Genomic DNA, 14,327 nt, shown 5'->3' with positions numbered 1-14,327 from the left:
CTGTAGTCCTGTTCCGCAATCTGGCAGTGGCAGTGGCAGTGGCAGTGGACGGCATCGGCGATGTCGTCCAGCTGTGCGAGAATAGACGATCCATTTTTTCCAGGAACACCCATGGACGCTGCCAAACCTGCGCTGATCCGCGAAACCTTCCCCGTCGGCCCCTTGCAGTGCAACTGCACGATCATCGGCGACCCGATCACCAAAAAGGCCATCGTGGTCGACCCGGGTGGCAATCACGAACTGATCCTCGCGCGGCTCGATGCCCTGGGCCTGAAGGTGGTCAGCATCATCCACACCCATGCGCACCTCGATCACTTCCTGGCTTCCGGCCAGCTGAAGGAAAAAACCGGCGCCACCCTGCATCTGCACAAGGAAGATCAATTTCTCTGGGACAACCTGGAGATGCAATGCCAGATGTTCGGCGTGCCCTACACGCCGGTACCGTCGCCGGATCGCTGGCTGGCCGACGATGAAGAACTGGCGTGTGGCTGTGGCGTGGCCTTGCACACACCGGGTCATACACCAGGCTCCATGAGCTTCTGGTTTGCCGATGCGAAGCTGCTGATAGCCGGGGACACCTTGTTCCGGCGCGGGGTAGGGCGCACGGACCTGTGGGGTGGCGATCAGGCGACCATCGTGCGTTCGATCAAGCAGCGCCTGTATACCCTCGACGAAGCGGCCATCGTGGTCGCCGGGCATGGGCCAGACACCCGGTTGGGCGATGAAATGCGCGAGAACCCCTTTGTTCGGGCCTGATTTGTAACAAGTGGAATTTTCACTCGTCGAAATGATCCAACGCCCGCAAAGGTCCAATGCATAAGTCCGTTGCACCACAGAATGCAAAAAAAGTAGGAGCTCTACATGTTCACCACGCCTCGTTTGATTATTGTCGCTACTGCCGTGGCACTGTTGGCCGGTTGCGCATCGCCCAACCCCTACGACAGCCAGGGCCAGGGCCAGGCCGATAGCGGCTCCACGGGCATGAGCAAAACCGCCAAGTACGGTGGCCTTGGGGCTCTGGCAGGTGCACTGGCCGGTGCTGCCATCAACCACGACAACCGTGGCAAGGGCGCGCTGATTGGTGCCGCCGTCGTAGGTGCTTCCGCCGCCGGTTACGGCTACTACGCCGACCAGCAGGAGAAAAAGCTGCGAGCCAGCATGGCCAACACTGGTGTCGAAGTGCAGCGTCAGGGCGACCAGATCAAATTGATCATGCCGGGCAACATCACGTTCGCCACCGATTCGGCGAATATCGCACCGAGCTTCTATCAGCCGCTGAACAACCTGGCCGGCTCGCTGAAAGAGTTCAACCAGAACCAGATCGAAATCGTCGGCTACACCGACAGTACCGGTGCCCGCCAGCACAACATGGACCTGTCCCAGCGTCGGGCCCAGAGCGTGGCGACCTACCTGACCTCGCAAGGCGTGAGCGGTACCAACCTGAGCGCCCGTGGTGCCGGCCCGGATAACCCGGTCGCCAGCAACGGCGACGTCAATGGACGGGCGCAGAACCGCCGGGTAGAGGTCAACCTGAAGGCGATTCCGGGCCAGCAGTATGGTGCACAGCAGCAAGGCAATGTTCAGCAGTACCCATAAGCGTCAGGCGTAAAAAAACCGCCCGATCCTCAACAGATCGGGCGGTTTTTTTTTTGTGTTGCGGATGTTCTCGCTACCTGTAGGAACTGCCGCAGGCTGCGATCTTTTGATCTTGCTTGTAAAAGTCAAAAGATCGCAGCCTCGTTGCACTCGACAGCGCCTACAGGGGCTTTTTACTTCTTCAGGCCGTAATGCTCATCAAGCATGCCCGGCGCGTTCGGGGCTTTGGGTGCGTAGTCGCGCGGCGGTTCCTGATTGCGCGGCGGCGTCAGGCGTTCCCGTGGGGCCTGCGTCGCGTCGGCGTGCAGGGAGGCCAGCAAGCGTTGGCGGGTCTGTTCGTCCAGGGCCAGGCGGTTGGCACCCTCGGCGAGATGATCCTGCACTTCCTGATAGCTCGCAGTCAGTTTCTTGACCAATGTCGCGGTGCTGTTGAAGTGGGTCACCACCTCGTTCTGATAACTGTCGAAACGTTCCTGAATATCGTCCAGCTGACGTTGTGTGCTGCTAGGCGCGGCATTCGGCGCCAGGCGAGCGATCAGGAAACCAATGGCGACACCCACAACCAGGGCAAGAGTCGGCAACAACCAAACTAAGAGCGAGTGTTCCACGAGTCCTTCCTCTATAAACGGCTTTGCTTTACGTTAACGGCTCGAACCTGCGCTGTATACCGCGATTCGCTCGCAATAGACAGTTGCAGACAATTTGCTAGACGAGTCGACCCGATTCGAGGTCACGGAGTTCCTTCCTTGCTTATGCGTGAAACCCCTGTAGTGATTGATGGCCCGGTCGGGCAACTGGAAGCTCTTTACCTGGATAGCGAGCAGCCGCGTGGCCTGGCGCTCATCTGCCATCCGAACCCGGTTCAGGGCGGCACCATGCTCAACAAAGTGGTCTCGACCCTGCAGCGCACCGCCCGTGATGCCGGTTTGATTACCCTGCGTTTCAACTACCGCGGCGTAGGTGCCAGCGAAGGCGCTCATGACATGGGCACCGGTGAAGTCGATGATGCCCAGGCCGTGGCCGAATGGTTTCGCGCCAGACACCCGGAATTGCCGCTGACCCTGTTCGGTTTTTCCTTTGGCGGATTTGTTGCGGCAAGTCTCGGCGGGCGCCTGGAGGCGCAGGGCGAGCAGCTCAAGCATCTGTTCATGGTCGCACCGGCGGTCATGCGCCTGGGTGCCCAGGATCAACTGCCCCAGCACGGCGAATTGACCCTGATCCAGCCGGAAACCGACGAAGTGATCGATCCGCAGCTGGTTTACCAATGGTCCGACAAGCTTGAACGTCCCCATGAGCTGCTGAAAGTGGCAGAATGCGGACACTTTTTTCATGGCAAGCTGACCGATCTCAAGGATCTGATCCTGCCGCGTCTCTCGAATTGATTGCAGTCTGACAAGCGATTACCCATGACGACTCGTACCCGTATTCTTACCGGCATCACCACCACCGGCACGCCGCACCTGGGCAACTACGCTGGCGCCATCCGCCCGGCGATCCTTGCCAGCCGTGACAGCAACGCCGATTCGTTCTATTTCCTGGCCGACTACCACGCCCTGATCAAATGCGATGACCCGCTGCGCATCCAGCGCTCGCGCCTGGAAATCGCCGCGACCTGGCTGGCTGGTGGCCTGGATGTGGACCGCGTGACCTTCTACCGTCAGTCCGACATCCCGGAAATTCCCGAGCTGACCTGGCTGTTGACCTGCGTTGCCGCCAAAGGCCTGCTCAACCGCGCCCACGCCTACAAGGCCTCGGTGGACAAGAACGTCGAGACCGGTGAGGACCCGGACGCCGGCATCACCATGGGCCTGTACAGCTACCCGGTGCTGATGGCCGCGGACATCCTGATGTTCAACGCGCACAAGGTGCCGGTCGGTCGCGACCAGATCCAGCACGTCGAAATGGCCCGGGACATCGGCCAGCGCTTCAACCACCTGTTTGGCCAGGGCAAGGAGTTCTTCACCATGCCTGAGGCGCTGATCGAGGAAAGCGTGGCCACGCTGCCGGGCCTGGACGGCCGGAAGATGTCGAAGAGCTATGACAACACCATTCCATTGTTCAGCAGCGCCAAGGAAATGAAGGACGCGATTTCCCGTATTGTCACCGACTCCCGTGCACCGGGTGAGGCTAAAGATCCGGACAATTCGCACCTGTTCACCCTGTTCCAGGCGTTCGCCACCCCGGCGCAAGCTGACGAGTTCCGCAGCGATCTGCTGCAGGGCCTGGGTTGGGGCGAGGCAAAAAATCGCCTGTTCCAGCTGCTGGACAGCGAGCTGGGCGAATCCCGCGAGCGTTACAACCAGTTGATCGAGCGTCCGGCGGACCTTGAAGACATCCTGCAGCACGGTGCGAAAAAGGCGCGTGCAGTCGCGACCCCTTTCCTCAACGAGTTGCGTGAGGCGGTTGGCCTGCGTTCGTTTGTTGCCCAGGCGCAAGTGGCGGCGACCAGCAAAAAGAAAGTGGCCAAGGCTGCGCGTTTTGTCAGCTTCCGCGAAGACGACGGCAGTTTCCGCTTCCGTCTGCTGGCGGCCGATGGCGAGCAACTGTTGCTGTCGGGAAACTTTGCCGACGGTAAAACCGCCGGTCAGGTGACCAAGCAGCTGCAATCGGGCCAGCCACTGGACGTGCGCAGCGAAGACTTGGGCTTCAGCGTCTGGCTTGAGGGCCAGTGCGTGGGTGACAGCCCGGCGTTCGCTGACAGCGCCGCGCGCGATGCGGCGATCGAGGCATTGCGGATCGCCCTGACGCCAGTTCAGGAATAACCAACGGCTCGGCCCGACCAAGGGCTGATTGCCATTCCCCCGGGCCATCGCTACAGTGACGGCCCGTTTTTGTTGCCTTGCTAACGAATTATGACGCCCCTAGAACGATATCAAGCTGATCTGAAACGCCCGGAATTCTTCCATGATGCCTCGCAGGAAACTGCCGTGCGTCATCTGCAGCGCCTGTACGACGATCTGGTCGCGGCTGAGCAGAACAAGCCGGGCCTGCTGGGCAAACTGTTTGGCAAGAAGGATCAGGCACCGGTCAAGGGCCTGTACTTCTGGGGCGGCGTGGGTCGCGGCAAGACCTACCTGGTCGACACCTTCTTCGAAGCGCTGCCGTTCAAGGAAAAGTCCCGCACTCACTTCCACCGTTTCATGAAGCGCGTGCACGAAGAGATGAAGACCCTGGGCGGCGAGAAAAACCCGCTGACCATCATCGCCAAGCGTTTCTCCACCGAAGCCCGGGTGATCTGCTTCGATGAATTCTTCGTTTCCGACATCACCGACGCCATGATCCTTGGCACCCTGATGGAAGAGCTGTTCAAGAACGGCGTGACCCTGGTTGCCACGTCCAACATCGTGCCGGACGGCCTGTACAAGGATGGCCTGCAACGCGCGCGCTTCCTGCCGGCCATCGCCCTGATCAAGCAGAACACCGAGATCGTCAACGTCGACAGCGGCGTCGACTATCGCCTGCGTCACCTCGAACAGGCGGAACTGTTCCACTTCCCGCTCGACGAAGCGTCCCACGAAAGCCTGCGAAAAAGCTTCCGCGCGCTGACGCCGGAATGCACCGCAGCGATCGAAAACGACGTGCTGATGATCGAGAATCGCGAAATCCGCGCGCTGCGCACCTGCGACGACGTGGCCTGGTTCGACTTCCGCGAACTGTGCGACGGGCCGCGCAGCCAGAACGACTACATCGAACTGGGCAAGATCTTCCACGCCGTGTTGCTCAGCGGCGTCGAGCAGATGAGCGTCACCACCGACGACATCGCCCGGCGCTTCATCAACATGGTCGACGAGTTCTACGATCGCAACGTCAAGCTGATCATTTCTGCCGAAGTCGAACTCAAGGATCTGTACACCGGCGGTCGCCTGAACTTCGAGTTCCAGCGAACCCTGAGCCGCCTGCTGGAAATGCAATCCCACGAATTCCTGTCTCGGGCGCATAAGCCGTAAGACGATTCGTAAAATAGAAAAGGCCTGCAAATGCAGGCCTTTTTTATTACACAACTCCCCTGTAGGGGCTCAAGCAGCCTGCTGAAACTGCTGCCGATACTGGTTCGGCGACAACTCCGTATGCTGACGAAACAGACGTGCGAAGAAACTCGCGTCGTCGTAGCCCACTTCGTAACTGATGGTCTTGATGCTCTTGCGGCTGCCGGACAGCAAGCCTTTGGCGGTTTCGATGCGCAGTCGCTGCAGGTAGTGCAGTGGTTTGTCGCCGGTGGCGGTCTGGAAGCGACGCATGAAGTTGCGGATGCTCATGCCGTGTTCGCGGGCGACGTCTTCGAAGCGGAATTTGTCGGCGAAGTGTTCTTCGAGCCAATGCTGGATCTGCAGGATGATCACGTCCTGGTGCAGCTTTTGCCCACCGAAACCGATTCTTCCGGGTGAGTAGCTGCGTTGCACTTCATAGAGGATGTCTCGTGCCACGGCCTGGGACACGTTGGCGCCGCAGAAGCGCTCGATCAGGTAGATGTACAGGTCGCATGCCGAGGTGGTGCCGCCCGCGCAATACAGGTTGTCGGCATCGGTCAGATGCTTGTCCTGATTGAGTTGGACCTTCGGGAAACGTTCTGCAAAGGCATTGAAGAAGCGCCAGTAGGTGGTCGCCTCCTTGCCATTGAGCAGGCCGGCTTCGGCGAGCCAGAACACGCCGGTGGCCTCGCCGCACAGGACAGCGCCCCGCGCATGTTGCTGGCGCAGCCAGGGCAGGACCTGTGGATAACGTTTGCTCAGGGTATCGAAATCGTCCCAGAACGCGGGGATGACGATGATGTCGGCATTTTCCAGGCCACCATCCACCGGGATCATGACGTCGCTGAAGGTGTTGACCGGTTTGCCATCGGGGCTGACCAGTCGGGTTTCGAACGCCGGAGTCAGGCCGTGGCCCAGTTGTTTTCCGTAGCGCAGGCTGGCGAGGTGGAAGAAATCCTTGGCCTGCAAGAGGGTGGAAGCGAAAACCCGGTCAATGGCCAGGATGCTGACGCGCCGCAAGGGCGTGGAGGCTTGGTTAGACATAATTCAACTTTATTCTTATAGGGGAAAGTGGTCACCAGACGGCTGGATCGTCTTATTTTTTGTCGGATGTGTCCAGTGTCCTGTATCGGACGCGAGGCATAGTCTCTGAAGGTCCAGTCCTTCTAAAAACAAAGATAAGGGTGCCGCATGATTCCCAGAACCTTGTTCAGTTCCGAGCACGAACTTTTTCGCGACAGTGTGCGAACGTTCCTCGAAAAAGAAGCGGTGCCGTTCCACGGGCAATGGGAAAAACAGGGCTATATCGACCGTCAGCTGTGGAACAAGGCCGGGGAGGCGGGAATGTTGTGCTCGCATCTGCCGGAACAGTACGGCGGGTTGGGGGCGGACTTCCTGTACAGCGCGGTGGTCATCGAAGAAGTGGGGCGCCTGGGGCTGACCGGTATCGGTTTTTCCCTGCATTCGGACATCGTTGCGCCCTACATCCTGCATTACGGCAGTGAAACGCTGAAACACAAATACCTGCCGAAACTGGTGTCTGGCGAGATGGTCAGTGCCATCGCCATGACCGAGCCAGGCGCCGGTTCCGACCTGCAAGGGGTGAAGACCACCGCGGTGCTCGATGGCGACGAGTATGTGATCAACGGCTCGAAGACCTTCATCACCAACGGTTTTCTCGCCGACCTGGTGATCGTCGTCGCCAAGACCGATCCGAAGGCGGGCGCGAAGGGCACCAGCCTGTTCCTGGTGGAGGCCGATACGCCCGGCTTCGACAAGGGCAAGCGTCTGGAAAAGGTCGGGATGAAAGCCCAGGACACCTCGGAGCTGTTCTTCCAGGACGTGCGAGTGCCCAAGGAAAACCTGCTGGGCCAAGCCGGGATGGGGTTCGCGTACCTGATGCAGGAATTGCCGCAGGAGCGCCTCACCGTGGCCATCGGCGGCCTGGCTTCAGCCGAAGCCGCGTTGCAATGGACCCTGGACTACACCCGCGAGCGCAAGGCTTTCGGCAAGGCGATCGCCGACTTCCAGAACACCCGGTTCAAACTCGCCGAGATGGCGACCGAGATCCAGATCGGCCGGGTCTTTGTCGACCGCTGCCTGGAGTTGCACCTGCAAGGCAAGCTCGATGTGCCGACGGCGGCGATGGCCAAGTATTGGGGCACGGATCTGCAATGCAAGGTGCTCGACGAGTGCGTGCAGTTGCATGGCGGCTACGGGTTCATGTGGGAGTACCCGATTGCCCGGGCGTGGGCGGATGCGCGGGTGCAGCGGATCTATGCCGGGACGAACGAAATCATGAAGGAGATCATTGCCAGGGCTCTGTAGGAGCGAGCTTGCTCGCGATGGGCGTCAACGATAACGCTGAAAGCCTGGCACCCCGCGGTGTGCTCAGGTTTTTCGCGAGCAAGCTCGCTCCTACAGGTGCGGGTTATGGCGCCGGATTCGGGTGATCCTTGTGAATCGCCTCGATCCCTTCCAGTACTTCCTCCGATAATTTCAGATCAAAACTGGCAATGTTGCTGTCCAGTTGCTCGAGCGTCGTGGCGCCAATGATGTTGCTGGTCACGAACGGTTGTTGCGTGACGAATGCCAGGGCCATTTGCGCCGGGTCCAGGCCGTGCTCGCGGGCCAGGGCGACGTAACGGCTGCAGGCCGCTTCCGACTGTGGGTTGAAATAGCGGCTGAAGCGGCTGTAGAGGCTCAGGCGACCTTTTGGCGGGCGCGCCCCACCTTCGTACTTGCCTGACAGGAAACCGAACGCCAGTGGCGAATAGGCGAGCAGGCCGCACTGTTCGCGAATGGCGATTTCCGCCAGGCCGACCTCGAAGCTGCGGTTGAGCAGGTTGTAGGGGTTCTGGATCGACACCGCGCGCGGCCAGCCGCGTTGCTCAGCCAGGGCCAGGAAGCGCATGGTGCCCCACGGTGTTTCGTTGGACAGGCCGATGTGGCGGATCTTGCCGGCGCGGACCTGTTCGTCCAGCGCTTCGAGGGTGTCCTCCAGGGGCGTCAGGTTGGCTTCGGTCTGGTGCTTGTAGCCCAGTTGCCCGAAAAAGTTGGTGCTGCGCTCCGGCCAGTGCAGCTGGTACAGGTCGATATAGTCGGTCTGCAGGCGCTGGAGGCTGGCATCCACGGCTTCGGTGATGTGCTGGCGGTTATGGCGCAGGTTCTTGTCGCGGATGTAGTCGATGGTGTTGCCGGGGCCGGCGATCTTGCTGGCGAGGATCCAGTCGGCACGGTCACCGCGACTTTTGAAATAATTGCCGATGTAGCGCTCGGTGGTGGCATAGGTTTCGGCCTTGGGTGGGACCGGGTACATTTCGGCGGTATCGATGAAATTGATCCCGGCGCCCTTGGCCCGCTCGATCTGGGCGAAGGCGTCTGCCTCGCTGTTCTGCTCGCCCCAGGTCATGGTGCCGAGGCAGATTGCACTCACGTTCAGGTTGGTTCGGCCTAGCTGGCGATAGTCCATCGGGTGCTCCCCTGGGAAAAACAATCATAAAAGCAGGTTGAATTATTTTTCGCAATCTGCATAATTGCGCACCTCTTTCTGCAGTGGAAGTGATGCGCCGCCGCCGAAGAATCTTGCCGTTGAACGGACGCGCCGACCCGAGCCCCCGAAAGCGTCTGTATCCGGCTGCCTTTGACTTGTCAAAGTACGCACTATTCAGTAAGATCCGCCGTCTAATTTACAGGGCGGCCCCTGAGGCTATAAAGAATGAAAACTTTTACTGCTAAACCGGAAACAGTAAAGCGCGACTGGTTTGTCGTCGACGCTGCTGGTCAGACCCTGGGTCGTCTGGCCACCGAAATCGCGAGCCGTCTGCGTGGCAAGCACAAGCCTGAGTACACTCCTCACGTTGACACCGGCGACTACATCGTCGTAATCAACGCCGAGCAGATCCGTGTTACCGGTGCTAAAACCACTGACAAAATGTACTACTCCCACTCCGGATTCCCGGGCGGCATCAAGTCGATCAACTTTGAAAAGCTGATCGCCAAGGCCCCTGAGCGCGTGATCGAGACCGCGGTCAAAGGCATGCTGCCTAAGAACCCGCTGGGTCGCGACATGTACCGTAAGCTGAAAGTCTATGCGGGCGCTGCACACCCTCATACTGCTCAGCAGCCCCAAGAACTGAAGATTTAACGGAATAGTTCATTATGTCGGCGACTCAAAATTACGGCACTGGCCGTCGCAAGACCGCAACCGCACGCGTTTTCCTGCGTCCGGGTACTGGTAACATCTCCATCAACAACCGTTCGCTGGATAATTTCTTCGGCCGCGAAACTGCCCGCATGGTAGTTCGTCAGCCGCTGGAATTGACTGAGACTGTCGAGAAGTTCGACATCTACGTCACCGTGATCGGCGGTGGTGTGAGTGGTCAAGCTGGCGCAATCCGCCACGGCATCACCCGCGCTCTGATGGACTACGACGAAACTCTGCGCAGCGCTCTGCGTAAAGCTGGCTTCGTAACCCGCGATGCTCGTGAAGTTGAACGTAAGAAAGTTGGTCTGCGTAAAGCGCGTAAGCGTCCGCAGTACTCGAAGCGTTAATTCGCTTCCACGTTCAAAAAAGAACGCCCAGTTTCCTCACGGAGCTGGGCGTTTTTTTGTGCCTGCGATTTTCTCAAAGAATTGCGCTGTGACAACTTGCCACATCAGCAGAGGCCCTATACTACAAGGCTTGGCAGTGGTGCCCCGGGGTAATTACCTTGTCAGAATTGGGGCTTTTCATTACCATTCGGCAAAATTTTTATAAGTACAGAGTTTTACTTAGTAGATGCCTGATTTAACAGGCCACAAAGCTGATGGGAGAGGACTGAATGAGCAATGACGGCGTGAATGCAGGCCGGCGTCGCTTCTTGGTAGCAGCCACATCCGTGGTGGGTGCTGCAGGAGCGGTGGGGGCTGCGGTCCCGTTCGTGGGGTCATGGTTTCCCAGTGCCAAGGCGAAAGCCGCAGGTGCACCGGTGAAAGTGAATGTCAGCAAGATCGAGCCAGGCCAGCAGATGATTGCTGAGTGGCGCGGCCAGCCGGTATTCATCGTCCGCCGTACGCAGGAAATCCTGGGGAATCTGAAGAAGATCGAGGGCCAGTTGTCTGACCCGACCTCCAAGAACTCGACTCAACCAACCTATGTTGATCCGGAAACCCGTTCGATCAAGCCAGAGGTCCTGCTGCTGATCGGTATCTGCACGCACCTGGGTTGCTCGCCGACCTTCCGTCCCGAAGTCGCGCCCGCCGACTTGGGCAAGGACTGGGTAGGTGGCTATTTCTGTCCTTGCCACGGCTCCCACTACGACCTGGCTGGCCGCGTCTACAAGTCGCAACCTGCGCCTTTGAACCTGCCAGTTCCCCCGCATTCCTATGAGACCGATGACATCATCGTCGTTGGCGTCGATACGGAGAAAGCGTGATGAGCAAGTTCATGGATTGGGTTGATGCGCGCTTTCCCGCCACCAAGATGTGGGAAGACCATCTCAGCAAGTACTACGCTCCGAAAAACTTCAACTTCTTCTATTTCTTTGGCTCCCTGGCGCTGCTCGTCCTGGTCAACCAGATCGTTACCGGTGTCTGGCTGACCATGAGCTACACCCCGTCGGCGGAAGAAGCCTTTGCTTCCGTCGAGTACATCATGCGCGACGTCGAGTACGGCTCGATCCTGCGCTTGCTGCACTCCACCGGCGCTTCGGCGTTCTTCATCGTGGTCTATCTGCACATGTTCCGTGGTTTGCTCTACGGTTCGTATCAGAAGCCGCGTGAGCTGGTATGGGTGTTCGGCATGCTGATCTACCTGGCGCTGATGGCCGAGGCCTTCATGGGCTACCTGCTGCCGTGGGGCCAAATGTCCTACTGGGGCGCCCAGGTGATCATCTCGCTGTTTGGTGCGATCCCGGTCATCGGCAACGACCTGACCCAGTGGATCCGTGGTGACTACCTGATTTCCGGCATCACCCTGAACCGCTTCTTCGCCCTGCACGTGGTGGCCTTGCCGATCGTGATTCTCGGCCTGGTGGTGTTGCACGTCCTGGCCTTGCACGAAGTTGGTTCGAACAACCCGGACGGCGTCGACATCAAGAAACACAAGGACGAAAACGGCGTGCCGCTGGACGGGATCGCGTTCCATCCGTACTACACCGTGAAAGATATCGTCGGTGTGGTGGTGTTCCTGTTCATCTTCTGCTCGATCGTGTTCTTCTTCCCGGAAATGGGTGGCTACTTCCTCGAGAAGCCGAACTTTGAAGTGGCGAACGCCTTCAAGACTCCAGAGCACATCGCTCCGGTCTGGTACTTCACTCCGTTCTACGCAATTCTGCGGGCGATTCCGGACAAGCTGTTGGGCGTAATTGCCATGGGCGCTTCGATTGCCATGCTGTTCGTCCTGCCATGGCTGGACCGTAGCCCGGTCAAGTCGATGCGCTACAAGGGCTGGCTGAGCAAGATCTGGCTCTGGGTGTTCTGCATTTCGTTCGTGATCCTGGGCGTGCTGGGTGTTCTGGCGCCGACTCCAGGTCGTACGCTGCTGTCGCAGGTGTGTACCTTCCTGTACTTCGCCTACTTCATCCTGATGCCGTTCTACACCAGGCTCGAGAAGACCAAACCGGTTCCGGAAAGGGTGACTGGCTGATGAAAAAACTATTTGCTGTATTGATGCTTGCTGCCCTGCCGGTGTTCGCTTTCGCAGCTGAACACGGTGGTCCCGAGCTGGAAAAAGTCGACATCGACGTCTCCGACAAGGCTGCGATGCAGGATGGCGCGCGTACGTTCGCCAACTATTGCATGGGCTGCCACAGCGCCAAGTTCCAGCGTTACGAGCGGGTTGCCGATGACCTCGGCATCCCGCATGAACTGATGCTCGACAAGCTGGTGTTCACCGGCGCCAAGATCGGCGATCACATGACCATCGGCATGCAGCCGGCTGACGCCAAGACCTGGTTCGGTGCGGCGCCGCCCGACCTGACCCTGGTCGCTCGTGTTCGCGGCACCGACTGGCTCTACGGTTACCTGAAGTCGTTCTACGAAGACCCATCGCGCCCATGGGGTGTGAACAACAAGGTCTTCCCGAACGTGGGCATGCCCAACGTGCTGGTCGGCCTGCAGGGTCGTCAGGTCGTCGGTTGCAAGCAGGTTCAGATCGTCGAGGACGGCAAGAAGCAATATGATCCGTTGACCGGTACGCCGCTGACTCATGAAGCGTGCGATCAGCTGACCATCGTGCCGAAGAGTGGCGCCCTGACCGAAGAGCAGTTCGATGAGAAGGTCAAGAATCTGGTAACCTTCCTGGCTTACTCGGCTAACCCGGTTAAGCTGCAACATCAGCGCATCGGTACGTACGTATTGCTGTACCTGGCGTTCTTCTTCGTATTCGCTTACTTGCTCAAGCGCGAATACTGGAAAGATGTGCACTGATAAAGCTTCAAGCAATTGCTGTTAATCGCGCGCGCCCAAGGGCGCCTCTGAAGGTGTAACGAGCCTGGTGAACCAGGCGTTACGGGAGGCGCCCTCTGGGCGCGCTCGCTTTTCCGCTTCCGATAATTTCAACAAGCGAGGAGGATCGCCATGGGCGTGACCAATCGGTTGGCCTGTTACTCCGACCCCGCCGACCACTATTCCCACCGAGTGCGAATCGTACTGGCAGAGAAGGGTGTCAGCGCCGAGATCATTTACGTTGAGGCTGGTCGCCAGCCGCCTAAACTGATCGAAGTGAACCCTTACGGCAGCTTGCCGACGCTGGTCGATCGTGACCTGGCGTTGTGGGAGTCTACGGTGGTGATGGAATATCTGGATGAGCGTTACCCGCATCCGCCGTTGTTGCCGGTCTATCCGGTGGCGCGTGCCAACAGTCGTTTGCTGATTCATCGTATTCAGCGAGACTGGTGTGGTCTGGTGGATCTGATCCTGGATTCGCGGACCAAGGAAGCAGCGCGTGCGGTGGCACGTAAAGAGCTGCGCGAAAGCCTCACCGGCGTTTCGCCGCTGTTTGCCGACAAACCGTTTTTCCTCAGTGAGGAACAAAGCCTGGTGGATTGCTGCCTATTGCCAATACTCTGGCGATTGCCGATTCTGGGTATAGAACTGCCGCGGCCTGCCAAGCCGCTGCTTGATTACATGGAGCGCCAGTTTGCGCGTGAGGCTTTCCAGGCGAGTCTGTCTGGTGTCGAACGCGACATGCGCTAAGGCTTAAGGAGCCGCTATGAACTCCAGTCGACCTTATCTGGTCCGTGCGCTCTACGAGTGGATTGTTGATAACGATTGCACCCCGCACATGCTGGTCAATTCCGAGTATCCCTCGGTACAGGTGCCGCAAGGTTTTGCCAGTGATGGCCAGATCGTCCTGAACGTATCGCCACAAGCCGTGCGTCATTTGCACATGGACAACGAGGCGGTGAGCTTCGAAGGCCGCTTTGGTGGGGTGCCGCATACCCTGTACGTGCCTATTGCATCGATCCTGGGTATCTATGCCCGGGAGAATGGCCAGGGCATGGTGTTCGATCTGGAGTCGCCCATGGAGGACGAGGAGGAGATCGAGCCGGATGACGATATCCCGCCTCCGGACAGCGAGCCGCCGCGGCCAAGCGGAAGGCCCAGCTTGAAGGTGGTGAAGTAACAAAAAAGGCGATCCGAAAGGATCGCCTTTTTTGTTACTTCACCACCTTCAAGCGATGTAGGAGCGAGCTTGCTCGCGAAAAACCTCAGGGCACCGCGGGGTATCAGAATTGCCGTGTCATTGTTGACGTCCATCGCGAGCAAGCTCGCTCCTAC

Annotated in this window: 16 protein-coding genes; 13 read left to right on the top strand and 3 right to left on the bottom strand. The window is 58.9% G+C overall.

What is annotated here, in order from left to right; genetic code table 11:
* Nucleotides 1-111 precede the first annotated feature (111 nt).
* Complete coding sequence (locus tag ACYP2Q_RS23250; protein WP_459732640.1) at nt 112-756, top strand: MBL fold metallo-hydrolase; 645 nt, start codon at nt 112-114, stop codon at nt 754-756.
* A gap of 105 nt (nt 757-861) precedes the next feature.
* Entirely contained in the window at nt 862-1,596 is a 735-nt protein-coding gene (locus ACYP2Q_RS23245) for an OmpA family protein (protein WP_459732639.1), read from the top strand.
* A gap of 173 nt (nt 1,597-1,769) precedes the next feature.
* Here the strand turns inward: ACYP2Q_RS23245 and ACYP2Q_RS23240 are convergent, their stop codons facing one another.
* Complete coding sequence (locus tag ACYP2Q_RS23240) at nt 1,770-2,204, bottom strand: Z-ring associated ZapG family protein (protein WP_008060245.1); 435 nt, start codon at nt 2,202-2,204, stop codon at nt 1,770-1,772.
* Nucleotides 2,205-2,348: 144 nt separating this feature from the next.
* On the opposite strand from ACYP2Q_RS23240, the gene ACYP2Q_RS23235 reads away from it, so the two are divergent.
* From ACYP2Q_RS23235 to zapE, 3 genes are all read left to right on the top strand, one after another.
* Entirely contained in the window at nt 2,349-2,978 is a 630-nt protein-coding gene (locus ACYP2Q_RS23235; protein ID WP_459732694.1) for an alpha/beta hydrolase, read from the top strand.
* 24 nt (nt 2,979-3,002) lie between these two features.
* Entirely contained in the window at nt 3,003-4,358 is a 1,356-nt protein-coding gene (locus ACYP2Q_RS23230; protein ID WP_459732638.1) for a tryptophan--tRNA ligase, read from the top strand.
* Between the two features lie 90 nt (nt 4,359-4,448).
* Nucleotides 4,449-5,543: a cell division protein ZapE gene (gene zapE / locus ACYP2Q_RS23225; protein ID WP_459732637.1), complete on the top strand. Its 1,095-nt coding sequence runs from the start codon at nt 4,449-4,451 to the stop codon at nt 5,541-5,543.
* A 69-nt stretch (nt 5,544-5,612) separates the two neighbouring features.
* Here the strand turns inward: zapE and ACYP2Q_RS23220 are convergent, their stop codons facing one another.
* Nucleotides 5,613-6,608: a GlxA family transcriptional regulator gene (locus tag ACYP2Q_RS23220; RefSeq protein ID WP_459732636.1), complete on the bottom strand. Its 996-nt coding sequence runs from the start codon at nt 6,606-6,608 to the stop codon at nt 5,613-5,615.
* Between the two features lie 147 nt (nt 6,609-6,755).
* Between ACYP2Q_RS23220 and ACYP2Q_RS23215 the strand changes: the two genes are divergently transcribed.
* Nucleotides 6,756-7,892, top strand: a complete 1,137-nt coding sequence (locus ACYP2Q_RS23215; protein ID WP_459732635.1) for an acyl-CoA dehydrogenase family protein — start codon at nt 6,756-6,758, stop codon at nt 7,890-7,892.
* Nucleotides 7,893-7,995: 103 nt separating this feature from the next.
* On the opposite strand, the gene ACYP2Q_RS23210 is transcribed toward ACYP2Q_RS23215, so the two are convergent.
* Entirely contained in the window at nt 7,996-9,036 is a 1,041-nt protein-coding gene (locus tag ACYP2Q_RS23210; protein WP_274074200.1) for an NADP(H)-dependent aldo-keto reductase, read from the bottom strand.
* 246 nt (nt 9,037-9,282) lie between these two features.
* Here ACYP2Q_RS23210 and rplM point away from each other — a divergent pair, with 246 nt between their 5' ends.
* The 7 genes from rplM (at nt 9,283) to ACYP2Q_RS23175 (ending at nt 14,172) form a co-directional block, all read left to right on the top strand.
* Nucleotides 9,283-9,711: a 50S ribosomal protein L13 gene (rplM, locus tag ACYP2Q_RS23205; RefSeq protein WP_003228062.1), complete on the top strand. Its 429-nt coding sequence runs from the start codon at nt 9,283-9,285 to the stop codon at nt 9,709-9,711.
* A 14-nt stretch (nt 9,712-9,725) separates the two neighbouring features.
* Complete coding sequence (gene rpsI, locus ACYP2Q_RS23200; RefSeq protein ID WP_003228056.1) at nt 9,726-10,118, top strand: 30S ribosomal protein S9; 393 nt, start codon at nt 9,726-9,728, stop codon at nt 10,116-10,118.
* A 269-nt stretch (nt 10,119-10,387) separates the two neighbouring features.
* The gene (gene petA / locus ACYP2Q_RS23195) at nt 10,388-10,981 is read left to right on the top strand and encodes a ubiquinol-cytochrome c reductase iron-sulfur subunit (protein ID WP_034149537.1); all 594 of its coding nucleotides are present in this window, start codon (nt 10,388-10,390) and stop codon (nt 10,979-10,981) included.
* A complete protein-coding gene (locus tag ACYP2Q_RS23190; protein ID WP_459732634.1) occupies nt 10,981-12,192 on the top strand; it encodes a cytochrome b in 1,212 nt (403 codons plus the stop codon). Before petA ends, ACYP2Q_RS23190 begins: the two co-directional genes overlap by 1 nt.
* Complete coding sequence (locus ACYP2Q_RS23185) at nt 12,192-12,974, top strand: cytochrome c1 (RefSeq protein ID WP_459732633.1); 783 nt, start codon at nt 12,192-12,194, stop codon at nt 12,972-12,974. Before ACYP2Q_RS23190 ends, ACYP2Q_RS23185 begins: the two co-directional genes overlap by 1 nt.
* A 150-nt stretch (nt 12,975-13,124) precedes the next feature.
* Nucleotides 13,125-13,742, top strand: coding sequence for a glutathione S-transferase N-terminal domain-containing protein (locus tag ACYP2Q_RS23180; RefSeq protein WP_007972581.1), 618 nt, complete (start codon nt 13,125-13,127; stop codon nt 13,740-13,742).
* Nucleotides 13,743-13,758: 16 nt separating this feature from the next.
* Nucleotides 13,759-14,172 (top strand): ClpXP protease specificity-enhancing factor, encoded by a 414-nt coding sequence (locus ACYP2Q_RS23175; RefSeq protein WP_007943725.1) that lies wholly within the window; start codon nt 13,759-13,761, stop codon nt 14,170-14,172.
* Nucleotides 14,173-14,327 lie beyond the last annotated feature (155 nt).

It is taken from the genome of Pseudomonas sp. MHK4, from assembly GCF_054600775.1.
This window is presented reverse-complemented; position numbering and strand designations above follow the sequence as displayed.

Excerpts from the sequence above, each read along its gene's own strand:
- ACYP2Q_RS23250 (WP_459732640.1), top strand. The coding sequence starts at position 112 with ATGGACGCTGCCAAACCTGCGCTGATCCGCGAAACCTTCCCCGTCGGC.
- ACYP2Q_RS23245 (WP_459732639.1), top strand. The coding sequence starts at position 862 with ATGTTCACCACGCCTCGTTTGATTATTGTCGCTACTGCCGTGGCACTG.
- rplM (WP_003228062.1), top strand. The coding sequence starts at position 9,283 with ATGAAAACTTTTACTGCTAAACCGGAAACAGTAAAGCGCGACTGGTTT.
- ACYP2Q_RS23235 (WP_459732694.1), top strand. The coding sequence starts at position 2,349 with ATGCGTGAAACCCCTGTAGTGATTGATGGCCCGGTCGGGCAACTGGAA.
- ACYP2Q_RS23215 (WP_459732635.1), top strand. The coding sequence starts at position 6,756 with ATGATTCCCAGAACCTTGTTCAGTTCCGAGCACGAACTTTTTCGCGAC.
- ACYP2Q_RS23230 (WP_459732638.1), top strand. The coding sequence starts at position 3,003 with ATGACGACTCGTACCCGTATTCTTACCGGCATCACCACCACCGGCACG.
- rpsI (WP_003228056.1), top strand. The coding sequence starts at position 9,726 with ATGTCGGCGACTCAAAATTACGGCACTGGCCGTCGCAAGACCGCAACC.
- petA (WP_034149537.1), top strand. The coding sequence starts at position 10,388 with ATGAGCAATGACGGCGTGAATGCAGGCCGGCGTCGCTTCTTGGTAGCA.
- ACYP2Q_RS23175 (WP_007943725.1), top strand. The coding sequence starts at position 13,759 with ATGAACTCCAGTCGACCTTATCTGGTCCGTGCGCTCTACGAGTGGATT.
- ACYP2Q_RS23180 (WP_007972581.1), top strand. The coding sequence starts at position 13,125 with ATGGGCGTGACCAATCGGTTGGCCTGTTACTCCGACCCCGCCGACCAC.
- ACYP2Q_RS23190 (WP_459732634.1), top strand. The coding sequence starts at position 10,981 with ATGAGCAAGTTCATGGATTGGGTTGATGCGCGCTTTCCCGCCACCAAG.
- zapE (WP_459732637.1), top strand. The coding sequence starts at position 4,449 with ATGACGCCCCTAGAACGATATCAAGCTGATCTGAAACGCCCGGAATTC.
- ACYP2Q_RS23220 (WP_459732636.1), bottom strand. The coding sequence starts at position 6,608 with ATGTCTAACCAAGCCTCCACGCCCTTGCGGCGCGTCAGCATCCTGGCC.
- ACYP2Q_RS23210 (WP_274074200.1), bottom strand. The coding sequence starts at position 9,036 with ATGGACTATCGCCAGCTAGGCCGAACCAACCTGAACGTGAGTGCAATC.
- ACYP2Q_RS23185 (WP_459732633.1), top strand. The coding sequence starts at position 12,192 with ATGAAAAAACTATTTGCTGTATTGATGCTTGCTGCCCTGCCGGTGTTC.